This is a genomic window from Olivibacter ginsenosidimutans, from assembly GCF_039542865.1.
GTDB lineage: Bacteria > Bacteroidota > Bacteroidia > Sphingobacteriales > Sphingobacteriaceae > Olivibacter > Olivibacter ginsenosidimutans.
On sequence record NZ_BAABIQ010000001.1, the window covers coordinates 138,337 to 162,219 of the forward strand.

The following is a 23,883-nucleotide window of genomic DNA, read 5'->3' on the forward strand; positions in this document are numbered from 1 at the left end:
TCGCTTTATTGGTTCTGGTAATGGTAGTCATAACTGGAAATCGGTTTGCCCTGTGTGTCCTTCACCTGCTGCAAACGACCGAAGCCGTCATATTCGTAGTACGTCGTCCGGCCGGAAGCATCCGTACTGCTCGTCATGCCTACCAACGGATCGTAGGTGTACGTCGTTATCTGGGCACTCTCTGGATAGATCCTCACCTCATCTACATACACCGAACCAGTCAGGCTTACTGCTGAAACTCCCGTAACTGTACGTCGGTATAGTGTCCAACCATTGCGGCTGCCGAGTGCCGTGGCCGTGCCTCCGCTGATACCAGTAGCGGTAGCACTCTTGGCCCAATAGCTCAGCACATACCGTTTTGCTGTTGACAGACCCACCTTAGACAGATTCCCTCCACCAAGGCTATACACTTTCCTGCCTGCCGGTGCTGTATCATCCCCAACCGTTGCTCCGCTGTAACTCCAATTCCCCTTCCCCTCAGCCTCAAATCCCGCATAGGCGATCTCCGACTGTCCAGCATTCTTCACTTCAGCAACTGGATATTGGCCATTATAGCTCCATAAGTAGCTGATTAGTGTACCATCTTCTAGCGATGAGGTTAAGATATTTCCCTGTTTGTCATAAGCATGATGACGCACCCTTACCTCTTCACGGGCATTAAGTTTATTGGTTGTTATAGTTTGGGGTGCATAAAAATCAGAAGCGCTAAGGGGCTTAAAATAATTCACCTTTATACTGTACAGATCATTGGATTTTGAGCTATTCTTAGTCACTTCATGTAATTTATAATTGATCATATTCTTACTTAGCATGCCTGAATAAATACCATTTGGATCATTCCCTTCTTTAACCATATCAAAAGCGTATTGATACCGCTTCATCTCCCGGATTCCCGCGCTATTGGTTAGGGTATCATACTTCAAGAGGTAATTGTCTTGATCATAACCATAGCCCCTTATCACGGTAACACCCGAACCACCATCGTAAGTAGTCGTTGTACTTTTTACCAGATCGGCACGCCCTGCTCTCGGAGAAAATTCACGCATGACAAAATACTTTGGTTCACCTCTCGGGTTTATTTTCTGGTTGGCATCGAAAAAAACCACCGGCGCTACGGAAATGGATCTGAAATTATTATACCTATTTTCATCTCTCCAATATCCGTCCTGCACCATATCATATTGATTGACTGTTTTTGATACAAGCGTATTCTTGCTGTCATAAAGCTGCTCTTCTTTCAGTAGGCCATAGTGCCAATCACTATAATCTGCAGGGGTAAATGGAAAAGCGTTTATACGGGGCACATACTCGTCGAACGAAGTAAAATAACGGACAATCTTACCGTTGGTTATACCGTTGTTTGTTATTTTTTCCACTACCCGGCTATAGGTTACCGGACTTCCGTTGACATTAATCAGATCGATATTCGTGGAACTGTTCCGGATAATATAGTTTGGTGAACTATGGATATAATTCGGTATGGCGTTCCAGTCTATGTAATCATAAAACACCTGAAATGAATAAATGGGATATACACCTAGCGTGCCAGAAGAAGTATTTCCATCATCTAAGGTATATTCAAATTCCCGAGAACGCACTGGATTCTGCGACACTCCATCATAGTCTTGTATAGCAGCAACTCGCAAACCACCAACATAAGGTTGCTTATTACTATACGTTTGTGTTGAAGATCCCTCCTCACCTTTTTCTCTCCACGAAATACCTATATTCGCAGCGAAATTGTCCATTCCGTTTGCATACATAACAATGCGGTAGGATTTTCCTTTTATCAAATTTGACACGGAAAAAGAAGTCGATGCCCCGTTGCTAGAGAAAGGAACCGTGCCGCTTGCCATGATATGCATGGTTGATGGGTTCGTGGAATCGTAGAATTCTGCGGTAACCGAACAATTCCCGTAGCAATCAGGATGATGTCCGGAACTAAGGGTTATCTTAAACGTTGTTACGGTATTGTTCTCTCCATTATAAGTAATATCCCGATAATCCGACTTATAAGGATCTGAGCTGTTTACATAACAGGATGCACTTCGTTCAATATATGGAGGATTTGGTATGGTTATGGTAAATTCCTGGTTGAGCCAGTCGTCAACCGCTTGGTTCGCTTCCATATCAAACGTTGTGTAACCACCAGTGGGGTAATTCATTTTTATAAGTGAACCCGTCTTCATATAATTCGGATCTGTATTCCTATTGGAGCCGGGCAGTTCGTACATCGGTCTTACGGAACCACCTTCCACCTGCTGGAGACCTATCCCAAAGGGAAAAATTTCCCGCGGAATCCAGCTTCCCACGCCTTTTCCCTTATAATATCCCCAATGATCCGGCTTCTCGGTATTCCTATTCGGAAAAACACCATACGATGTATAGTAAAACATTTCATATGGCCGGTCCTTCACCTCGTTTATACCCGATAAAGCAATAACCTCTTTTAAGGTAGCACGATTCAGCGAATAGTCCTGTTTCAGCTCATAGCCTATTTTATTGAACCCATCCTTTACAGTGATTTTTTTGAGTAGGCGATCACCTGGAAGATCGCTCCGTTCTGCCTCATCATAAAGAAAATCTGCGGAAACTCCATTTGGGAAGCTGATCTTCCGGAGACGCTGTGCTTCTATATTCTGGGCAAATGATGAAGAACTGGATCCCGACAGTTCCTTTGCTGGCCCTGCAAAGGCTTGGAAACGGCTTTCACTGCTTCCTACACTATAGTTACCAATCCCATAGGCATCATATTGCAGCGTTATTTTATTAGTTCCGGTAGGGTCTATAATCTGCGTCAGGTACCATGAAGATGAAAAGGTACTGCTGCCTGTCCAAACAGATCCGAGCGTTGTGGTAACTTCAGGTGCACCAAAAATATAGGTAAAACCCTTTTCGTCTACTATTGTAAATTCCGTGATCATATCCCGGTTCTTTAACCTGCCGATTTTTTTGGTTACCTTTAATTTTCCTTGTTTTAGCATCAGGAAATCTCCATTTTTCCCAAACATGAACTTGCCGGACTTACCACAAAAGTTAAAAATGAAGATATCACTCTGTCCGTCTCTTACACCCGCGTATATCTTATTGAATGGCCTAAAGCTGACATCCAACGGCGAATTGCCTTCATCTTCATCTTTAGGTAACGGGGAATCATTAAGGAAACCATACGCCGGTTCTTCATCGTATATGCCTCTTACTACCCTAGTGATCACGCCACCTGCATTTAGGGCCCAGCCTAAACCAACGCTTGATGCTATTTCTTCCAATTTAACCCCTCCGGCATGATAATCAAGGGATATACTCAGTTGCAAATTGTTCGAAGAATTATTGTAACTGTAGATTGGTATATTTATTTCCGGAATACCCGTCGAAGGGCCAACAGGGATATTCCCAAATTTTGTCAGCGCAGAAGCATTAGGTGATGGCCCTATTACCTGACTAAGAGTTGGGTTAAGAGGTTGCATATCCTGACCTTTTACCAGACTCACGAGTAAGACAAGAAATACTAAAATTTTAATTTCTCTCATATTTTTTTTATTGCGTTTATTGAGCACTTTCCAACTTTCTGAGCCGGCATTCCATATCTGTCAGCTTATTACTTTTTTCTATCAGCTGCAACGTCAACTCCTCCACCTTCTTCAACAAGAGTAAATTCATCTTCGCCACATCCAATCCTTCCTCACCTATCTCCCTGGCCGAAGGGATTTCCGGCAGGTGTTTGTGTTCCTTAACATAAGCCTCCACTTCGGTTAAAGAAGGCAACTGGTAATCCTTTTCGAACACATAATCCGGTACGGTAATATCGGTTTTGACCTTGATCTCCTTGGCCAGGATATTGCCGTTCACGGCCAGTTTGGCTGAGGGATTGGTGGTGCCGATACCTACATTACCGTTGCCCAAAACAATCATGCGTGATTGAAAAGCTCCGTTCACTTTTCCAGTCTGGAACACCAAATGCCTGTCGGTAGCATTGCTATCGGTTGGAGCCACTCGTATATAGAAGTTCTTCTGGTTCGTTCCGCCATCATCACTGGTGATATAATTTCCACCACTAGTGGCATGTATTAAAAAATGATTGGTTCCAGCATCCGACCTTTCTAGTCGCACATTTCCTTTAACGTGCAATGTTTCCATTGGGCTGGTCCTACCAATCCCCACATTTCCGCTGCTTGGAAATACATTGGTCTGCGCCATCATGCTCGATGCTGCGAACATTATAACGAGTAAATAAATTATTCTCATTGCTTTGGTTTATTCTGGTTCAATAAAGTTTCTATTTGTTGATATTTCTGCACCAATAATTGTTGCGTGTTATGGAGCGCTTTTACTTCTTTATCCTTTTCTATCAAGTGCAGCGTCAGCTCCTCCACCTTCTCCAATAGCTTTCTGTTCATCTCTCCAAGGTTCACACCATTGGCTGCCACCTCATCTTTATCCGGTATACCGGGTAGGTGCCGATGTTCCCTGACATACCTCTCCATCTCGGTCAGTGTGGGCAGGGCATAGCCTTCTTCAAATACGTAGTCTGCCCAGTTGGCCGCTTCCACTTTGATCTCTTTGGCACGGATCGTACCGTTTACGGCCAGTTTCTCGGCAGGTGTACGGATACCAATCCCTACGTTGCCATTGGTCAGGATAGTCATCCGCCGATACGTTTCCAGTTGACTGTCATCCAATGTGTAACTGCTACCAGTAGAGCTCCTACTGAAAAAGCCGATGGCACCCACATTCTCGAAACGTAACAGGCTAAAATCGGATGTGGTGCTTGAACCCGCTACCGACCAATTGCCGTTGGTTACATCCCAGTGTATCCCCTGGGAAATGATCCCTCTGGACCAGTTATTTTCTGCTTTCCCCGGGTACTGCATGTATACCCGGCCACCGGTAGTGAAATAATTAAAGCCGCCGACAAGGGCGTCGCCGTTAGACGGAAAGGAATTAGACTGTGCACGGACACCGCCAATGGCCGATAACAGTAACGTGATCAGGAAAAAGATCCTACGCCTGAAGTTACACGATTTTAGAGTTGATGTTTCCATTTTTCTGGGTTATCTGAGGTTTAACTTTTATAATTACAAAAGAAACCATAGGGATTGAATAACCTGCTAACGGAAGGTTATAATTTTCATAACCCTGGGTTATAATTTTCATAACCTGTGGTTATAAAAGATATAACCGTAGGTTATATTTTATGCAAAGTTGCTCACAGGGCCTTAAAATGGGCTAAAATCGATTCGTCTATATTTCGTCTATCCCTGATTGGTTAAACCTTTTACTCATCGATTGTCTAATAAAAGAAGATACCCATCGTTTATATAGAAAATAGTGGTATGAAGACAATCATAAAAAGCAGTATTGTCCTATTGCTGATTCTTGGTGCCCTAACGGGCAATTGCCACCTAGCGGTAGGGCAGGAAAAACCAAAAGGCTCCCTCCGGTTTCCTTACCGGCAGGCAGGGCTGACTGCCGAACAGGCTGCTGCCCACTTACTCGATAGGTTCAGCTACGGAGCAAGACCAGGTGAGGTCGAAGCTGTCGCCAGTGAAGGACTGGAAACATGGTTTCTGCGGCAATTGGATGCCAACATGCCCGAAGATACCCTTAACACCTTGCTAGCGAACCTCGATGCACTTCAACTCAGCAACGAGCAGGTAGCTCAAATATTTCCTTCAGCCGGACAGGTGCTGCGAAGTGCCATTAAGGATGGGGGCATAAAGGCCGATTCGGGAGCGATCGATCGAAAAGCCCATCGCCAGGAGCTCGAAAGCTATAGGCAAAACCATCAGCTCCGGCCGCAACAGGAGCTTTTCAAACAACTGATCGACCAGCGAATCTACCGGGCAGCCTATAGTCATAACCAACTCTTGGAAGTCATGACCGCTTTCTGGTTCAACCATTTCAATGTATCCCTCAGCAAGAACTCATGTGCTCGCTTTGTTCCCGCTTATGAACGAGACGTGATCCGACCTAACGCCCTGGGAAATTTCAGTGACCTGTTGCTGGCCACCGCCAAATCTCCCGCGATGCTCTTTTACCTCGACAATTTCAGCAGTACAGCAGCACATCAAAATAAGGTCCTTTCTCAAACCAAAAAACGGGCGAAAGGCATTAACGAAAACTATGCACGCGAAGTAATGGAGCTGCACACGCTTGGGGTTGACGGCGGTTACCGTCAGCAAGACGTAACCGAAGCCGCTCGGGTACTTACGGGATGGACCGTCTTCCCCCTAAACGGGAAAGCCCAATATTCCCCCAAGAATGGTAATATCCGTGAAGGAGACTTTCTTTTCGTCGCTGCTAGGCATGACAAAGGAAAAAAGACGGTATTAGGTAAGCCATTTGGCCCCAAACCAAATCACCTTTCGAGCTGGCCGTCGGGGCGGTTCGCAACCTAGACGCCCAAATAGCAGACCCTTATCCCCTTTATCAACAGATCAGTAAGATGGGCGAAAAAATATATTACTATCAGGCACCTACCGGCTTCCCTGACCGTGCCCAATACTGGGTAAATACCGGCGCCCTGCTGAACCGCATGAATTTCGGTTTGGCCATCGCCTCAGGACGTATCCCCGGTATCGCTGTTGATCTAGATGCCCTAAATGGTTACCATGAACCGGAAAGCACCGTTGCGGCCCTAAACACGTACAGTAGGCTGATGATGCCCGGCAGAAATCTGGAAAAAACCACGGAAAGACTTACTCCCATGATTAATGACCCGTCTTTGGCTCAAAAGGTAAGTCGTCGGGTGGCACAACAAGAGGGAAAAGTTGACGATCCACCCCTGGTAAAAAATATGCTGGCCCAAGTAGTGGGTATTATTATCGGTTCGCCGGAATACCAACGGCGTTAACCATAAAAAATTAACGTTATGCTCGATAGAAGAGGATTTTTAAAAGCAAGTGGTCTGGGAATGCTCGGGGTAGGCCTAATGGGCGGTATCCCTGCTTTCCTTGCCGAGGCGGTTGCCGCCGATAAAAAAACAGGCCCCTTTATCAGAAAACGCTTATCCTATATGTAGCGATTTTAAAAGCTATTTCAGCTTTTCTATTTCTTCTGCACTAAGTTTGGTAAACTTGACAATTTGTGCAATAGGGAGGCCGTCTTTCTTCATTTCCTTAGCTAATTCTCTTTTTTCAGCAATAACCCTGGCACGTTCTTTTGCTATACCCTTTGCTATACCTTTTTCTATACCTTTTTCTATACCTTTTTCCATACCTTTTTCCATACCCTGTGCAAGTCCCTTTTTCTCAGCACGCTCCAATTGTCTAATAATGCTCAGCCGGATGGCTTCTGCATCGCGCTTATCCTTTAAGCTTAATTCATACGCATTCATATCCGACGGATTTAAATTGGTGACCTCACCTATGTCAAAGATAAGCTGAAATACCCGTTTATCCAAAAATTTCGGGATTTCCTCCAGCTCACTCATATGCCTGAACACATACAGCCACATATCCATAATCCCTTTGATGGCCATGATCGGCCTGTTAAAGTTCGGCAGCACCAAGAACTTATAACCCAGCTTGCTGTAAAACTGATCGCCGCTTTCCCTGTCACACAAAGCGATGTCATAATAGTATCTTTCAGTGCCCGGCATATCCAATACAAAGTCCAGGATCCCGATAAAGTAGACTTCCGGGAGTTCGTAGGTGTTCCCTTTAAAACCGCGCGGCACCAAGGTATTGATTATCCGGGAAGTGTAATAGACCGCACGGTCTTTGATGAATTCCTGCGACAGCTGCTGCATCTCAATAATAATATGGCTGCCGTCATCGCAGGTACAGTACAGATCAAAGATGACCTTCCGGTCATGTTCCCGCTCCCTGTTACGCTCAGTCTGCTGGTAGTCCAAGTCCACGATTACTTTCTCTCCCTGGAAGAGACCGTTGAGAAAATTGATCAGATTCTGTTTCCCCACCTCGGGGCCGAAGTAGCGCTTCATCCCGAAGTCTGTACACATATCCACGTACTTGCCTAAAAAATTTCGCTTTTTTGCCATAATAGTCTAATGGTTAAATCATAAATCAATACAATATAAACAAAAATTCACCATAAAACTAATTTTTTTAGCAAAAACTTTTAGCTTGTATATTTTTATATTGTTATATTGGTTCCGAATGGCAAGCACAGGGTATCAAGCCAATAACTGCCGAGGTATCTGCATCGGCCATGGCCTTACCAAATTCAAAGCCCGGACCAACACCTGCAACCGGTTTATCAAAGTGGAGTGGATCTTTAGCTTCCTCCCATTCACTTTCCTGATTTAACCGCAGCACGCTGGCATGGGCTATCGTATCAACAGCTTCGGGGTATCCACGGCCAGCCATATTGGATTGGCCCACCAATAAAAACAGATGAAATTTGGTTTTATCCGTTGGTGGTTGTACTATTTTTCGTACGCTCGGATTAAGGCCCTGTGCTGCAACCTGCAAAAAGGCTGGTAGAAGCAATAGGAATAATATATATCTTTTCATAAAAATCTACATAAACCCTATAAAAATAATCAATATCCCCTCTTTTTGTAATTACCGTTTAATACCCTTTGTCACGGCTTGTTCATCTCTCTAACTTTTACCGAGTCAACAGGCCATTAAACGGCCATCAACGAGACATATCATCGCCATAACAGGTACGAAGCAAGTAGGGGAGTCGTTTTCGGCTATTGAATTAAGTATCATAATCTGCGGTTTTTATGTATAATCCAAGTTAGCAACCCTTTATGGCTGTTGGGTCTGTTTTGTGTCATAAAAAAGGAGTAGTTGGGTGGGGGTTCAATTATAACTACAGCCCATCCTGTAAGGGGAACGTAAATAATCGAAATCTTTTTTATAGAAATGGTATAAAGTCTTCCATTTTTGTTTTCTCAACCTCAAAAAACACTTTATTAAGGTGATCGAAATCTGCGTCCGTGGTAACAAGTTTTAAACCCAATAGAGCGGCAAGAGAGGCGATCCAGATATCATTCTTACCCATGTTTCGTGGGGTTCTATTTCCGCCTCAGAGACTACACTCACATATATCAATCTATTATCAGGATTTAAAAAGTTGATAATACCATCATAATCCTTAGATCTTACAATAGCCAAAAGGATATTTGTATCAAACAATAAATTCATTGGAGGTTTAGGCGATACAGGTTATTTACTTTCTTTTAACATTTTCAGCGTTGCCTTCCACTCCTCATCCGTAAAAGGTTCAATTTCGGGAGTTTTTTAGCGCATCTATCATTCTTTTATTGCTCTGCCCCATTTTTTTACCAAAAGCTGTAGTTCCGCCTGCCGCCCATATTTCCTCTGGAGAGCAGGATTTATGCGTTCTGAAACCAGATGTCGAGGTATGTTCTTTAGTTTAGCCTTCATGTACACCTTCCTTATTAATTTATTCAAATAAAGCGATTTTGACTTGTAATTAAAAATGGTGTAATCTATGCCTGGCTGCTGCTTCTTGAACAATTTTAGTAGACGACTCATACCCTGAACCAAAAATCAAATTACCTTCATCCAGGTTAACCTACTATTGCTATTACAGCCAATAAATAATTAGTTTTTTCATAATTGATAGATTTTATCGTCAAATTTATGTGAAAGATACGACAAAGAAAGAAGATAATGGACCCGGTTGATGCTTTCGCTGGTTTAGTTACCTGCCAAAACTGCTCCACCTATGTCGCTTTTCCAACTATTGAAGTAGCCGCAAAATTTCACCACACTTCTCCAACAATGAATAACTTCGCAGCGCGAAACCGCATATATGGGCCAACACCGGGTAATACCTTTTTAGGTTTCACATCCTATACCCATTATAAAGTTCCTTTTTGAATTATGGCTACAAATAGCCTACAATATAAAAGATTTCAACCAAAACCAATCAGCTACGTGTAAAACATACGGTCAGGGCTTCAACAATTTCCGATTTTCAGATCGATGATATGACCTTTGAATAGGAGGAAAAACAAAAGTTCAGCAACAACTACAAGGCATCGAGAAAGCCTTTGTAGTAAAAGACAACATAGAAACTGTTTTTCTGAACACCATCTCACTGTAGCAATTCGGAATGATGTATTAACATTAGGGAGAGGTTAAACATGACCATGCTAGCGTTCGCAGACAACAAACATCCTAAGAAAAAAAATCCGCTTTTTCCATTATGGAGAACTTAACACTAGTGGTAAGAAATTATTCAAAAAACATTATATTTATTGAAATCTAATCTCTTGTTAAAAAACTTAGTATGTTAGCTTGCACATTTTTCTCCGGAGCTTACATCTACGGAACGATGATTAAATTTTCAGTGTAAAAAAGCGGGTGGCCAAAATGATGAATTTCGACCACCCGTTTACTTGGAAAGCATTATTCTTTCGTTGCTGTGGCCACAGCCGAAGCAACAACACCCGCTGTAGCCAGATAGCCCCCTATCGTTACGACCGTAGTCGGCAAGGCAATAGGAGCGGTTAACAGCGCCCCACCGATGGCGCCCAAGACTAAACCAATGGTTCTGATCGTTTTAAAGAACTTTGGGGTTGGGGATTGGATTCTTTCTTTTATTTGTTTCATTTTCTTATTCTTTTAATAGTAAGACTTTTGGGCTATATGTCTCTATAGCCAACATCGCGCAACGCACAACTGGCAACTTGTAGCGCACACCCTTCCTCCGCAGCCACTGCCAATAAGGGATAGACCCGTTTGTAGGCCGCAGCCGAATGCAGTACCCGGTAATCACCATCGATAAGCTGATAATAGCTGCCTGTCAGCAGGCAACCCCTGGTGTCGGTGTGGTAGTTGCCGATATGGAAAAATACCAGATCAAAATGCGGAATGCCTTGGACCTCCACCATGCCCCGATGCACCTGGGGATAATAACTGTGGTACCTTGCATTCATCGCTGCTATACCGTTCAACCCCAACGTATAGGTTCCCTCCGGAATTGCGGTCATTCCCGGAATTTTTTCCGTTCGGATTTTATCTTCCAAAATGTAGCAGGCAAAAAGCCCGTTGATGTATAAGTGGCCAAGGGTCGTGTTAATCCCTTCGGCGATTCTTAGTAGTTTGATCATTTTTTTAATTTAGTATCAAGACATCGATATCCAATAGCGAGATGTCTCGTTGTCCGTGTTCTATTTATCTATTCCTATCTTCCAAAAACTCCATACGCTGCCTCAATAAGTTGTAATTTGATTTTAGTTCGGCTTTCATCAACTGGATGCTGGCCTTCATGAAGCCCATATCTTGCTCCATCTTTCTGAAATTGCTATGCAATTGTTTTAAAAAGTAGGCGATAATGGAGAGTAAAATGCTGATAATTGTACCTAGTAGCATCATCAGCTCGGTGTTATGTGATAAATTCATTTTTTCTTTACTATTACTTTTTAAATACTCAACACTCATTTTTTATTTTAATTGTAGATGATCTCGTGGCAAAAAATGGTGTAGCAGCAGCCAAGCTACTACACCAATCATTACGCGTTAAGCCAAGGTAATTTCTCCAGCGTACTGGCTATTGGAGGCATCTAAGCCATCCCGATCCATGGCAAAAGCATATACGTGGATGGTATGTCCCGAGAATAGCGCTGGGAGTTCCAGCTCAGCGGCTTCGTCCTGTCGCAATACATTTTTGAAGGTCGCAAAGGTATCCTCCGTTTCATCGTACAGCAGTACGATCACCTCATCGTCACCATGCGTATCACCACTTAGCAGACTGTTGTCCATCCAGCTCATGCTCACCGTATTTGGCGTGTTCGACGAAGCGGATAAGCCCAATAATTTACCTAAACCACCACTGCTCACCTCGATCCCCGAGTAGTTAATTTGCAGATCGGGATACTCCCCAATGATGGCATTTTTCATGAAGCGCTGCATTCCCTGGTTGTAGCCCGTACTCTTATTGCTCTTCTTGTCACGAAAACCTAGGTTCAGTACATTTTTCATCGGGCGCAGAAAGCTTACCGCCATACCGAAGCGGGCGCGCTGCGCTGCCTGCTTGGGCGAATTCGATTTTGATTTGAAGCGCGCCAGACCGCGTAGATAACCAATACTGCGCCAGTTACTGCCTACCACACTACCTGCTTTTCCCCTGAAGGCGCCATTTACGCCTTGTGCATACGTTGCCATAATGTTAATTTTAAACGTTAAACCATTTGTTAAGCAAACACAGTTTTTAACCGGTATCATCCTGTATCTACGGTGCAAACATCGCACACCGATACTCGCCAAAAAATTAACGGGACAAATTGGGGCAAGATCGGACGGATGGGGACATTTTGGGAAAGTAATAGCCCCCTCGCCCGCAGCTTTCCCTCCAGTTTCCCACTGCTGTCGCTCCATTTTGGATACCCGCCCATTACCCGCGCCCACACCTCTCCCATAGTTGTTCGACACCTGTTCGACAGCGCTTCGACAAACCTCCGCTATCTTGTCGAAGCGCTGTCGAAGGGCAGTGGGAAAACCGTCGAAGGATTCTCGAAGCAAGTAGGTAGCAGGTAATGACCGGGTAATATGCTTCATGAGCAGATGACCGAAACACTCCCGAAGGGAAATAGGAAATGATACCCTTACCTAACCCCGCTCGCGGTACTTCCGTTTTTCCCGCACGGGCACTAAGTCTTCTTCCAGGAAGCAATCCTGCCCGCCGTTATCACGGGGCTTGAGCTTCCCTTCAGCAATCCACCGGTAATAGGTACTCTTTTCTATCCGCAGGTAGCGCATCGCTTCGTCTTTAGAATACCATCTGGGCAGTTCGCCCTGCCGATCTGCTCCACGTTCAAGGTAGATACGCAATAGTTGGCAGAGTTCCTGCACTTGTTCTTTATGGGCTTCCTGTTGGTTATAATTGGTTTTCAATTGGCCGTAAATTGCCTGCAAGAGGCTGACCATCAGTTCATCTTGTTTCACGTACTGTGTGTTGGCACCACGATCAGTCGGAGCCCAATAAGCCAGCCATTGCTACATCACGTGAACAGGAGCAGGTTTATTAACTTCTCTGTGGAAGGGTTAATAATCCGTTAAAATACATGCTATAGGCTAAAAAAAGAATCTCATTATATACAATGAACAAAATGAACAACCATAAGAAGCGAAACCTAAGCCTTACCCACTCTTTTTCGATAGGTTTCCATAAAGCGTTTGCGGTAGGTATCCGATATTTCCAGGCTTGTTGTTACCGACTCCGGAAAATGATCGGCAATCTCTTGCGTAAATAGCACAGTAGGGGCCGCCTTCAGCTCTAGGCCATCAACCCATTTCATGTGCACGATAGTCCATCGGTTAATGCGTATAAAATTTTCCGGATTCAGGCACTCTGCTAGCCTATCCAATGTTTCAAAGAATGTGTACTGGTTTCCATCTGCCGTACAGGCCATACTGAGCCCTTTTCGTTTATGCAGCACCACTATCTCTTCCAGTGGCATGATCCGCCGGGTAAAACCATCGGCTAGCTCCAGTTCCTCCAACCAATCATTCCTGCTTTTTTTCCACATGGACCATCGACCGTATTTCCGGTATACCCGATCATCTTCCAGAACGATCAATATGCCAGCAACAATAAAATTATATACGATGAGCATCCACACCATCATGTAATATTCTGACTGCATGTAGCCACTATCCGAAAAACGAGTACCTAAAAGCGCTTTTACCGAAAACAAGATCAGCAAACGCGGTATTTCAAAGGCCAAAATGAGTTGCAAGAGTAAGCGCAAGCAGGTTAAATACCATTTTTTGCCTTTCCAGGGCAGTACTTCATTGAGGTAGACACTGGTTATTTCAATGATCACCATACTTACCAAGGCCAGTATGGTGCTGGCCAGTAACATGATCCAGAATTGAGGTTTAGCAAAGAAGCGGAAGGGATCTGTTTGACGAACCAACACGACATAAGCCGCAGCAAAGATGGCGATGACGATTCGGCCACACCAAGCATACCAAGAGGGAGATTGAAGGGATAAAGGTTTATACTTCATCTGGTTTTATGTTTTTTTGTCAGATGCCTACCTAGCGCAAGTAGGGAGCCTTTGATGATTAAACCCTAATAGGATTCATGAGCAAAAGAACTCGTTAGCATCCGAAAATGATTAAACAAGATTACCTGCTTGAACGGTCTGCCAACTGGTGGATTCACCGGGTTGGACCAATAGGTAGCGATAAAAACTGTCCGGCTAAAGTATCATTTTACATTCCTTTTCACAAGCAAAAAAAGGCATTTCATTTTTTTCACGCTCAAATTTTGCCGTTTCGTTAAAATTTCACCTTGCTTTTTAACGATTTTCCAACACATCATTCTAGGTTTGAGAAATCGGATGTGCACCACGATAAACCACATTTAATAGCATCATTATGGAAAAAGTACCTTTCAACGCCCTAGGCGTACAACGCTTATTACAGCAACTTTATGCACTGGACCGTGCAGCACTACAAGTAGAGATTGACGCCTTACAGGCTAGCCTACAGCAGTGGGTGTTAGCCCATTTTACCCTTAACGACAGGCAGCAACGCGATTTGGCCAATATGGATGACACCTTTGCCCAGTTGCTAAGTGCCGAACTGGCCGAATCGTTTGCGCTGCAGCAGCCGGTCAATCTCGTCAAAACGGGTAAAGAGGAGGAGGATCCCGGCGAAGGTGTCGGGAAGCTTTACGGATTGTCCCGCAGCACCCAGCATCTTTATAGTGAAACGCTCGGTGTGCGGCAAAACAGCACCCTCATCCTCAGTATTTCTTACCAGTAGCGGGCAGCAACACAATCCCACTCCGGTAGCGGCAGGTAGGAGCCCCCTGCTGCTACCAGAGCGGGTTATACGCCAAACAACATGAACAGATTACTTACCTTTTGGCAGCGCTACATGCACGTGCCACCAGAAGCGAGTGCCTATATGGCCACCCATTGCCAGGTAAAGCATTACCTGCGCAACAGTATTTTCAGTTATCCGAACGATGATCCAAAGCCCTATTGGTGTTTTGTTTTAGAAGGTTTAGCCGTCGGCATTCATGTAGAAGCCGATGGAAAAGAGACCGTCCGCTGGCTGGCCGTTCCCTACAGCTATTTTACCGGTACGATACATCCTTTCAGTACCCGTCAGAACACGGCTATCATCGAGTTTTGGACAGAAAGCGTTATCTTGCTCATTCCAAATGAATGTATCGCCTTCGCCCAACAGCACTATCCCGCTATTTCCGAACTCATGCAAATCCTGAAGCAGCAACAGATTAGCCGCTTACGCAAGTATGTACAGCTTTTTCAATATAAAGACAACTTTGACCGTTATTGCTTTTTTCAAAAAAACTTAGCTGAAATAGCTGAGCACACCAATAATCGCCAGCAGGCTATATTTCTTCAAATGAGCAACGGGACATTTTATATGCAAAAGCAAAAATATGTACACCAAAAATAAGGGTTGATAGATTTTCTCCAACAGCTCTGGAGCATCTTTCATCGATATGCCCCTTACCTTTGGAATATTCGAAATTTCCATATACCAGCCCTTTGCCGAGAAGGATGTTGAAAGGCTAATGATGGCCAGTTTGGAAAAAGAAAGGATAGATCATGAAGAAAAGGGAAAAATTAGTTTTGGTACTCAGTTTGGCCGTATTAGGGCTATGGCTATATGTGGTTTTTTATAAACTGGCAGACCATCGCGATTTTGTATCGGGCATGCACCGCCAGCCCCTTCCCCATTGGATGCAAGGACTGGCCATCTGGTTCTTGCCACCGGCAGAAGCTGCTTTGGCCCTGCTGTTTTTCACGAAGCGCTGGCGTATTTACGGCTTTCTTTTCTCCTGTGCCTTGTTACTGGTATTTGCCCTATACATCGCCTTTGGTTTACTGGGTTTTTATGGCAAATTACCCTGCGGCTGTGGCGGGCTCATTCAAAACCTGTCGCTCAAGCAGCACTTGGTTTTTAATTATTTATATGCTGCCATAGCTGCACTGGGTTTTCTGTTATGCTACGAAAACGATTATACAAGCAAGACAACCATACGCCATTTGTTCAGCGTACAGCAACCGCCCGAAGTTGACGAACCGTTTAAAACCCTATACTATTTTAACCTATTTGCCCTTTCCCGTTTGTTTAAGCATAAGTACCCCCATAAGTTTGTCTTGTTCCCGCGCAGGCGGTGCACATTATTTACCGGCCATGGATGCTGAGCCAGGTTTAGCAGGTATGGCGGGCGGCTGGCAGTCCTGATGAAGAACAGCACCAATTACTTAACCAACGTTTTTTGAGGTTCCATTTTTTAGCAAAAAAAAGAACCCTATCATGAAGAAAGTCTTCAAAAAAATAAAATCAAAAATGACTTACGGCAATATCGTAAGCATGTTTGCGGTAGCTTTTGCTATCACGTTAATGTCTTTTAAATTTATTGAAAGCCGGAGGGCTCCGGCAGATGGATGGTATGAAATTACCATTAGCGGTACCGACCCTGAGGAAGAGTCTAATCAAAACTTAAGCAACACTCCCGGACAGGCTCCCCCCAGCATGGACGAAACCGGATGTGCACAAAGCGGGAATTCTGGTGATCGCTGTTATGCCCATCTTGAGTTCGAAACCAGTGCCACATCTGTTCCTAGCACTGTTCAAGATGCCAAGAATGATAGCCTAAACGTTACCATTCTAGGTTTTGCACAAGCGCCTGAAGAATAAGGGCGTTTGCCAGACAAAGAAGGAGGTGGATAGATGCCACCTCCTTTCATCTAATTACCTTTCATTTTGTACTAAACCCGAAAGATCCATTTCGTTATCTGGAATTGGAAAAGCATACCTGAGGCTGTTCGGCTCAATCTTATATACAGTTTTGTCCAAGTTTCTTTCCAGCGTTACCGCCGTCCGGCTATCCTTGTTCAGTCTTCTCAAATCTTCCCATCTTGTGCCACGGAAAACCAATTCCTTTCGTTTCTCTTCCAATGCTATTTTCAACAAGTTTTCCCTATTATCTTCTGTTATCTCAGAATACGCCTCTTTGGTATATCGGTATGCTCTCAACAAGTTTAAACACTCTCTGGCAGTTGATAACTTTCCCACGCGCACATTACATTCTGCCCGCATTAAAAGTATTTCGTCTGTTGCCAATCCGGTAAAAAACGTAGCGCCTCCTTTATAAGAACCTTTAAACAATAATCCATTATTTGGATCTTGATAGAAATAGATTTGTTTACGTAGATCGTCATCCTCATATAAATCATAAAGTTGCGGCAATATATTATACCTTGCTGCACTAAAAATCTGTAGATTCGGAATACTGCTTATAAACAGAATTTCCGGGTTGCTCTCGTAATCAATGGTAAACGAATAACGTAGTTCGGTATCCAGTTCATTAAAATCAATCAGAGTATGGTTCAATTCCCATGCGCTGTCAGCACATTCCAGTGCCTTGCCATAGTTATCCATTTGCATATAGACCCTAGCCAACAGTGCAAAGGCTGCCGCCCTACAGGGGCGATACTTGATCACGGCTTTTACGGGAAGCAGTTCGCTGGCGGTTTCTAGATCATTTATGATCTGGGCATAGGTTTCGGCAATGGAGGCTCTTTTTGCTCTAATCGTGACATCTGATTCCGTTCTCAATACAATGCCCAAATCCGAATCAGCCGACTGTGCGTTATACGGTTTACAGAATACCTGGGTCAGCTGATAGTGGTTAAACGCACGATAAAAAAAGGCATTCCCTTTCAAGGTACTCCATGCCTCGTGCTCCATTTCGTTCGGTGTAATTTTTTCGGCACCATCTGCGGATATATTGGCTATCAGTATCCGGTTATAGGCTTCGTCCCAATCATCAGAGCTTTTTCCTTCGAAAATCTCCTTTGCCCAGATATGAGCATTTTTTTGATCGGGATGGGTCAAAGTCTCCCATTTATCCAAAGGCACAACATACTCATCAGCGGCCACAATGGAAAGATTATAGCATGATTTGAGGTTCATCAGATCATATTTATCCAATAGCGCCTGATAATCACTGATATTATGTGGAACAACTTCGCTCTGATTACGCTTAACATCCAGATAGCTTTTACCACAGGAGAACATGGCCAAGATGCAACAAAGTGCAAAGTATAAATAGATTCTAAATCGGAATATTTTCATGATATGTTATTCTTAAAGGTTTACTTGAATACCGAACGACCAGCTTTTAGGTTCAGGAAAACCGCCATTTGCATAATCCGGGTCAATACCATACTTATTGGCCTTCCATAAAATGCCCAGATTACGGGCATACAGATTAAAGCCGACGCTCTGGATAGGTAATCGTGGCCAACGCTCCCGGGTAAGAGTATAGCTCAGTGTGACATCTTTTAAACGGATATGATTACCCGAGGTAATGAGCGCTTCCGAATTATTGTAAACCGAAATTCGAGAGGCATCGAAATCAGCGGCGTAAGCCGGCACATCGGTAAAAACCTCATCGCCTGGCTTTTTCCAGCGTTTATAATAATCCATGTGGTAAAACTCCACCGCTCCATAGTATTCTTCACCAGTTGCCATCGAACTGCGCCTAAACACATATCCCGCTTTCCACATTAGATTGAAGCTTAACTGAAACCCCTTCCACGAAAACGTGTTACGTAACGAACCATAATACGGCGGCACTGTTACCCCCTTTACCAAAAGATTTTCTACCGAGAAACCATTGTAATAATCAGCATAATCCATACTTAACCCACCATTGTAATTTACCAGTGGCATCCCCGTCTCATGGTCTAACCCCGCCCATGGCAGCGCATAAACGACATCACGGGAACGGCCTATAGCCGGAGGGGGTACGGTAAAATAAGTGCTGATAGTTTTTACTTCTGCTGTATTATATTTGGTTACCTTATTGCTCACAAAACTGAATAACACATCGGTTTGCCAACGGAAATTACCCTTTAAGTTTTGGCTGCTGAGCTGCACATCCCAACCGTGTGTTTTCAGGTTGGCATAATTGATTTTATTGCTCAAATCATAATCAGCACCTTCAAATATTCCGGTAGATGGCGCCATGTAATCTTTACCGATCAGGTCGCTGGCGTATTTTTCGTAAAACTCCACACTGCCCGAAAACCTATTTCCACGTGAGGCAAAATCAACCCCGAAATTCAACGTGTTCACTTGCTCCCAACGCAGCGAAGGATTTCCTACCCCCCTTAAGATTGCCTGTGGCATACCTGTATTATCATCGGTATAATGATAAATTATCGGAAAGACACCAATACCCTTGTTCACATTGCCTGCACTGCCATAAGTGGCTCTTACCTTCAGATAAGGCGACCAATCGGCCATTGGATAAAAACTTTCTTTGCTAGCCGTCCAAGCCCCGCCCAGCGACCAAAGTGGTACACCTTTCTGATTGGTCTTAACGCCGAAGAGGTTACTCCCATCCCACCGCAGACTACCCGAGAGCGTATACTTCTTTCCGTAGGTATAGGCAGCGTTTCCAAAGTAAGAGAGGTAGCGGTCTGTATAACGGCTTTGCCCGGTACTGGGTGTAGGCAATCGTGCTGAACCCACCGGTTGTATGGCATATACATCTTGATAGTTGTAGGTGGCCGTGCCCGTTAACAGGTCTTCATCGTAATTATATATCCGGTAACCGGGCGCACTCTTGCTTACCGTTTCCCTGATCTCTGCCCCTACCAGGCCACTGATCTCGTGCTGGCTGTTAAAGGTTGTGTGATAGTCTAGCTGCGCCCTGCCAGATTGGCTGATGCCTTCGTTCAAACGGCCGCCATCCAGTATACCATTGTACGGAATGATTTGCGTACCATCCGGCTGTGTATACTGGTTTACCAAGTTGCGCACAAAATAGGTTTCGGGAGCATAATAATTATCGGTAGTACTATTCCCCTGGACATACTGATAAGTGGCCTGCAAACGGAAATCTTTTAGGAAACGGTAATTCACACTGGCGTTGAGCCGATATTCGCTTCCCTGCATACGATTATCCGCCAAGGCGATCTCATCTAACGGCCGGTAGTTCCAATCGAGCAGTCCTCCGGCCTCCGCCCCCTCGGTATAGATGTAGCGCCGGTTCTTTGGTATGGCAAGGGCATTTCCATTTTCATCTGCCAAACGGGTATAGGGCGATACCGAGAAGCCAGTTTTTGGACTCAGGTTACTCAATGTCAGCCCGTTATTTTCGCCCTGTTGCCTGCTGTACCAGATGCCGGCCGTCACTTCCATATTCTTTACCGGTTGGAAGCTGTTCTGTACATTCAGGTTAAGCCGTTTGGAGGAATTGCCCACTGTATAGCTACGACTGTTGTCATAACCTGCCGATAGGTAATAATGGTATCGCTCTCCCCCGCCCCGCACATTAAATGCGTACTGTTGGTTCAATGCCGATTGATAGAGGTATCGCAGCACCTCTTTGCGCACATCGGTCTGTTTCATCAGATCTTCCTGCCTACCGAACTCTTCCGCGCTGATTAAGCCATCGCGCTGCTTGATGAGCAATTCTACATAGGTGGGTATGGCCATTTGTGGTTCTTCCGCATACATGCCCCGCTCAAATAGCTCCTTTTCAATGCCCATCACCGCATCGCTGGGCAGCCAGTTCTGATCGTAATAAAGGTTAGGCCTTTCGCCCACCACAAGGTTGCTACTCACACTTACCTGCGTGCGCTGGTTATAGCGCCCACGCTTGGTGGTGATCACGATAACGCCATTGCCTGCCCGAGCGCCCCAGATGCTGGCCGCTGCGGCATCCTTCAATATGGTAATGCTCTCGATATCGTTGGGGTTGATATTGTTTATGGGGTTCAGGTTATCAGCCGCCCCGCGATCGTAAGGAAAGCCATCTAACACAATGAGTGGTGTAGCATCCGATTCTATGGTGGCCACGCCGCGCACGCGGATATCCGAGGGCGAAGAACCATTGGCATTGACAAACTGCACCCCTGGGGCGATACCTTCCAATCTCTGCAGTATATTCGGTGCCGTACTGCGGTTGAGCAAGTGGTTATCGATGTGCACAAAGGAACCCGTTGCCCGTTCTTTGGGTACCTGGTAATAGCCCGTGCTCACCATCACTTCGTCCAGCACACTGCCGGTGGTTTCCAGAACAATCTGCATGGGCGTTTGCGTTTTGGCGCTCACGGCAATCTTCTTACTTTGATGGCCAAGATAACGAACCAACAGGGTATCCTGCTGGCCCGTCCACGCCAATTCAAAATGCCCGACCTCATCCGTGGCTGTATGGGCACCTTGTTTCTGTAAGCGCAAACTGGCGCCAACCAGAGGTTCGCCGGTCTGCAGTGCGGTGACGGTTCCAGTCAGGCGGATCTGCGCAATGGCAATTCTACACGCAGTCAGTATGATCAATAAAACAATGAGTGGTAATTTTTTCATCGGTAAGGTCTAGGGATTATCAATAGGTTGTTCTTTACGGTTAATGTTATCGAGCCTCTTACGTTTAATTGCCCGCTCCACGTGGCTTTCATTCACTTTTCTCAGATCAGGTACGGCCAATAAGCGGCCATTGGCAATCCAGACGAGGCCAAAACCGGTTATGTACCGCCTGAAGTATTTTTTATTCATTATTGTATCGCCAACAATGGATGGTAACTGCCAGCCATGTTTTTTTATGAACGGCAATGCCTTCTCTTTCAGATCATACACCTGAACCGGGAGCAGCATTAGCTGCTCGGAGGTATATTTCCTACGGATCGTATCAAACTTATCAATTGATCGTATACACGGATGGCAATAACTCGCCCAGAAATCAATGATGATCAGTTTCCTGTCGCGGTAGTCGTTCAGTGTAATGGTATCCTTCCCTTCGGGGTGATTCACTATCTGTAAAGGCAGGTTCCATAGCGCTTCGGGGATGGTATCTCCTATTTTTAGTGGAATAATAGAGTCTGTGGATAAAGCCACGCCGGTGGCAGCAGACACTACCGTACCGGTAATACGGTAAGCATCTTGCTGCCGGGCGTGCGCCAAACAAACACAGAACAAAATCATTGCAGCGGTAGCTGCAGGTATAAGGTATGAGGTGTAAGGTCTCCTTTTTAGTTGTACGTTATAAGTAAACCGTTTTAAGAGCGGAAAGCTCAAAGCAGAAAGCTTTAAAGCTTTGGTTCGTATATTTTTAAAGTGGTTGTGAAAAGAGCATAGCTCTCCCCTTAAGCGTAAATGTTGCTTCATTTTGGTTGATTATCAATAAATAAATAGTGAACATTTATTATACCGACCATCCAAGCCGAAGAAAACAAGCAAGATTATTTGTGAAAATTTTAGAAAGCCACTATCTTTAGGGTGAATTGCAATAACCAAAAGAAAAGTACCTATTCCAAACCTAAGCAAACTACATGTTTTCTTACGGCATTGGGATCGGCAACAGACTGAGATGTAGGCTTTTTTATGGCCTATTTCGGGTAAGGGCTTTTTTATATGAGCCCCTCTCCTATTCGCAGCCTGTTTTATCTTCTGGAACGCCTATTCAGGCGAGGCAATGATGTTCTTTATTAGATTTTGAAGAGATCTAGGGTATACCGGTGGCTGACCGTAACGTTGAGTTTGCGTCGCAAGGAACTTGCGAGTTAAAGAGCTTGTTGGTTTGGTGTCAATCGTTCTCATAATTGTTTACAATTTATTTGAACGATGTTAATTTGAGTTCTTATAATTCCCCTTAAATAAACAAGGGGTAGCCTCGCACTTTAGACCTGCGGGCGACCAACCCTTTCACCTACGCCTCCTTGAGACGCATGGATTTGCTATCTAAAGCTTAACGCGAGACCACCCACATGCTTTTATTGCAAAAGTACGAAACTTTTTCAGGACAGCATGGGGCGATTTCACGGTTCCCTCGATAGCATTTTGGTCTTTTACAGGTCGAGAAAACATCGTTCATCAAGGCAAAATTGCCGTGATTTTCTAATCGCTTGCACAAATATAATAATAAAGAATAAATGTGGCAATAAAACCACAAATATATTTTAAAAAAAATCAACTGCTACAGCGAAAGCTTATAGAAAAATGATCGAAAAACATAAAGGTGTCTACAAAAGAATAGGAAAAAATATTCGAAAACAACGGAAAGAAGCTAATTTGACACAAGAACAACTAGCAGAAAAAAGTGCCAAGTTGGATCGAGCAAAAATTAGTGACATGGAAAATGGCAAGGAGGATTTTATGTTTTCGACATTAATGGAAATAGCAGAGGGCTTAGAGGTTGATGTGGAATTATTAATAAAAAAAGAAGATTAAATGAATTACCCTCCCAAATATCTGAAAATATAGTCGTGGGAGCTTTTGTAATAAACGGAGAAACAAAGGCAGAAGTCAATAAGCAAAATAGAAGCAGATGAAATAAGTGGGTTCGAGGTCGCGAAATGCGATCTCAAAACAAAACGAGGATTAATCAATCAATCGACAAATGAATAAACTTATACACCATTCTATATAATAATGAGCGTATTACGAGAAACCGTAGAAAGGCACAGAAAATAGTTGATAGATTGAGAGCTTTTTAGCACAATGTGCGACAACAAATCTAAATTATGACAAAAGAAATTAGACTACAACTCATCGAACTTGCAAGGTTGAGAACGACTTGGACGTACAGTCAGCTCAATAATCATTTAGAGTTAGGTTTAGACTTTAATAATGATTACCACAGAAAACGTATTGGAGAATGGCTTGGAGAAATATCAATACATGAACATAGTAAAGGAAGACCCCCACTTAGCAGTTTAATAACACATAAAAATGGGAAACGAGAGCAGGGAGATGGCTTTTATAAACTATGTGAAGAACTTTTTGGTGAAGATTGGCAAAGTTTAAAGCAAGACAAAGCTTGGGAAAACAGCTTAATAGCAGACTGCTACACGTATTGGGGTGATCCTGAAAAATATAAAATGAGTAAGAATGACTTTTAGATTTTCAAACTAAATACTTTTATTTTTCGGATTGT

General features: G+C 44.1%; 24 protein-coding genes. 10 read left to right on the top strand and 14 right to left on the bottom strand.

Annotated features, from left to right (window positions below; translation table 11 throughout):
- Positions 1–5: 5 nt before the first annotated feature.
- The 3 genes from ABD930_RS00570 to ABD930_RS00580 are packed head-to-tail and all read right to left on the bottom strand — an operon-like array spanning position 6 to position 5,042.
- On the bottom strand, positions 6–3,530 hold the full coding sequence (locus ABD930_RS00570) for an RHS repeat domain-containing protein (protein ID WP_345229723.1): 3,525 nt from the start codon (positions 3,528–3,530) through the stop codon (positions 6–8).
- A gap of 16 nt (positions 3,531–3,546) precedes the next feature.
- Positions 3,547–4,218 carry a hypothetical protein gene (locus tag ABD930_RS00575; protein ID WP_345229724.1) on the bottom strand — a complete coding sequence of 224 codons (672 nt, stop codon included), beginning with the start codon at positions 4,216–4,218 and terminating at the stop codon, positions 3,547–3,549.
- Between the two features lie 23 nt (positions 4,219–4,241).
- Entirely contained in the window at positions 4,242–5,042 is an 801-nt protein-coding gene (locus ABD930_RS00580; RefSeq protein ID WP_345229725.1) for a hypothetical protein, read from the bottom strand.
- A 291-nt stretch (positions 5,043–5,333) separates the two neighbouring features.
- Between ABD930_RS00580 and ABD930_RS00585 the strand changes: the two genes are divergently transcribed.
- From ABD930_RS00585 to ABD930_RS00595, 3 genes are read left to right on the top strand one after another with little or no spacing between them, the layout of a single operon-like run.
- Positions 5,334–6,398: a DUF1800 family protein gene (locus ABD930_RS00585; RefSeq protein ID WP_345229726.1), complete on the top strand. Its 1,065-nt coding sequence runs from the start codon at positions 5,334–5,336 to the stop codon at positions 6,396–6,398.
- 8 nt (positions 6,399–6,406) lie between these two features.
- Complete coding sequence (locus ABD930_RS00590) at positions 6,407–6,853, top strand: DUF1800 family protein (protein ID WP_345229761.1); 447 nt, start codon at positions 6,407–6,409, stop codon at positions 6,851–6,853.
- Between the two features lie 18 nt (positions 6,854–6,871).
- On the top strand, positions 6,872–7,021 hold the full coding sequence (locus ABD930_RS00595; protein WP_345229727.1) for a twin-arginine translocation signal domain-containing protein: 150 nt from the start codon (positions 6,872–6,874) through the stop codon (positions 7,019–7,021).
- Positions 7,022–7,033: 12 nt separating this feature from the next.
- Here the strand turns inward: ABD930_RS00595 and ABD930_RS00600 are convergent, their stop codons facing one another.
- Both ABD930_RS00600 and ABD930_RS00605 read right to left on the bottom strand, forming a co-directional pair.
- Positions 7,034–7,963 (bottom strand): Rpn family recombination-promoting nuclease/putative transposase, encoded by a 930-nt coding sequence (locus tag ABD930_RS00600; protein WP_345229728.1) that lies wholly within the window; start codon positions 7,961–7,963, stop codon positions 7,034–7,036.
- Between the two features lie 142 nt (positions 7,964–8,105).
- Entirely contained in the window at positions 8,106–8,477 is a 372-nt protein-coding gene (locus ABD930_RS00605; protein WP_345229729.1) for a sialate O-acetylesterase, read from the bottom strand.
- A gap of 1,134 nt (positions 8,478–9,611) precedes the next feature.
- Here ABD930_RS00605 and ABD930_RS00610 point away from each other — a divergent pair.
- A complete protein-coding gene (locus tag ABD930_RS00610; RefSeq protein ID WP_345229730.1) occupies positions 9,612–9,821 on the top strand; it encodes a hypothetical protein in 210 nt (69 codons plus the stop codon).
- A 531-nt stretch (positions 9,822–10,352) separates the two neighbouring features.
- Here ABD930_RS00610 and ABD930_RS00615 read toward each other — a convergent pair.
- From ABD930_RS00615 to ABD930_RS00640, 6 genes are all read right to left on the bottom strand, one after another.
- Positions 10,353–10,556 carry a hypothetical protein gene (locus ABD930_RS00615; protein ID WP_345229731.1) on the bottom strand — a complete coding sequence of 68 codons (204 nt, stop codon included), beginning with the start codon at positions 10,554–10,556 and terminating at the stop codon, positions 10,353–10,355.
- Positions 10,557–10,588: 32 nt separating this feature from the next.
- Positions 10,589–11,056: a DUF5675 family protein gene (locus tag ABD930_RS00620; protein ID WP_345229732.1), complete on the bottom strand. Its 468-nt coding sequence runs from the start codon at positions 11,054–11,056 to the stop codon at positions 10,589–10,591.
- A 64-nt stretch (positions 11,057–11,120) separates the two neighbouring features.
- The gene (locus ABD930_RS00625) at positions 11,121–11,348 is read right to left on the bottom strand and encodes a hypothetical protein (RefSeq protein ID WP_345229733.1); all 228 of its coding nucleotides are present in this window, start codon (positions 11,346–11,348) and stop codon (positions 11,121–11,123) included.
- 117 nt (positions 11,349–11,465) lie between these two features.
- Positions 11,466–12,377, bottom strand: coding sequence for a DUF6266 family protein (locus ABD930_RS00630; RefSeq protein ID WP_345229734.1), 912 nt, complete (start codon positions 12,375–12,377; stop codon positions 11,466–11,468).
- 177 nt (positions 12,378–12,554) lie between these two features.
- Entirely contained in the window at positions 12,555–12,872 is a 318-nt protein-coding gene (locus ABD930_RS00635) for a helix-turn-helix domain-containing protein (RefSeq protein ID WP_345229735.1), read from the bottom strand.
- A gap of 206 nt (positions 12,873–13,078) precedes the next feature.
- A complete protein-coding gene (locus ABD930_RS00640) occupies positions 13,079–13,957 on the bottom strand; it encodes a LytTR family transcriptional regulator DNA-binding domain-containing protein (RefSeq protein ID WP_345229736.1) in 879 nt (292 codons plus the stop codon).
- A gap of 373 nt (positions 13,958–14,330) precedes the next feature.
- On the opposite strand from ABD930_RS00640, the gene ABD930_RS00645 reads away from it, so the two are divergent.
- The 4 genes from ABD930_RS00645 (at position 14,331) to ABD930_RS00660 (ending at position 16,634) form a co-directional block, all read left to right on the top strand.
- Complete coding sequence (locus ABD930_RS00645) at positions 14,331–14,720, top strand: hypothetical protein (RefSeq protein ID WP_345229737.1); 390 nt, start codon at positions 14,331–14,333, stop codon at positions 14,718–14,720.
- Between the two features lie 81 nt (positions 14,721–14,801).
- The gene (locus ABD930_RS00650; RefSeq protein ID WP_345229738.1) at positions 14,802–15,383 is read left to right on the top strand and encodes a Crp/Fnr family transcriptional regulator; all 582 of its coding nucleotides are present in this window, start codon (positions 14,802–14,804) and stop codon (positions 15,381–15,383) included.
- Between the two features lie 152 nt (positions 15,384–15,535).
- Positions 15,536–16,138, top strand: a complete 603-nt coding sequence (locus ABD930_RS00655; RefSeq protein WP_345229739.1) for a MauE/DoxX family redox-associated membrane protein — start codon at positions 15,536–15,538, stop codon at positions 16,136–16,138.
- A gap of 112 nt (positions 16,139–16,250) precedes the next feature.
- The gene (locus tag ABD930_RS00660; protein ID WP_345229740.1) at positions 16,251–16,634 is read left to right on the top strand and encodes a hypothetical protein; all 384 of its coding nucleotides are present in this window, start codon (positions 16,251–16,253) and stop codon (positions 16,632–16,634) included.
- Between the two features lie 54 nt (positions 16,635–16,688).
- Here the strand turns inward: ABD930_RS00660 and ABD930_RS00665 are convergent, their stop codons facing one another.
- The 3 genes from ABD930_RS00665 to ABD930_RS00675 are packed head-to-tail and all read right to left on the bottom strand — an operon-like array spanning position 16,689 to position 22,115.
- Complete coding sequence (locus tag ABD930_RS00665) at positions 16,689–18,074, bottom strand: RagB/SusD family nutrient uptake outer membrane protein (protein ID WP_345229741.1); 1,386 nt, start codon at positions 18,072–18,074, stop codon at positions 16,689–16,691.
- Between the two features lie 12 nt (positions 18,075–18,086).
- Complete coding sequence (locus tag ABD930_RS00670; RefSeq protein ID WP_345229742.1) at positions 18,087–21,317, bottom strand: SusC/RagA family TonB-linked outer membrane protein; 3,231 nt, start codon at positions 21,315–21,317, stop codon at positions 18,087–18,089.
- A gap of 9 nt (positions 21,318–21,326) precedes the next feature.
- The gene (locus tag ABD930_RS00675) at positions 21,327–22,115 is read right to left on the bottom strand and encodes a TlpA family protein disulfide reductase (protein ID WP_345229743.1); all 789 of its coding nucleotides are present in this window, start codon (positions 22,113–22,115) and stop codon (positions 21,327–21,329) included.
- Between the two features lie 831 nt (positions 22,116–22,946).
- Between ABD930_RS00675 and ABD930_RS00680 the strand changes: the two genes are divergently transcribed.
- Together ABD930_RS00680 and ABD930_RS00685 are read left to right on the top strand one after the other, a co-directional pair.
- The gene (locus ABD930_RS00680; protein WP_345229744.1) at positions 22,947–23,177 is read left to right on the top strand and encodes a helix-turn-helix domain-containing protein; all 231 of its coding nucleotides are present in this window, start codon (positions 22,947–22,949) and stop codon (positions 23,175–23,177) included.
- 293 nt (positions 23,178–23,470) lie between these two features.
- The gene (locus ABD930_RS00685) at positions 23,471–23,848 is read left to right on the top strand and encodes a hypothetical protein (RefSeq protein ID WP_345229745.1); all 378 of its coding nucleotides are present in this window, start codon (positions 23,471–23,473) and stop codon (positions 23,846–23,848) included.
- Positions 23,849–23,883 lie beyond the last annotated feature (35 nt).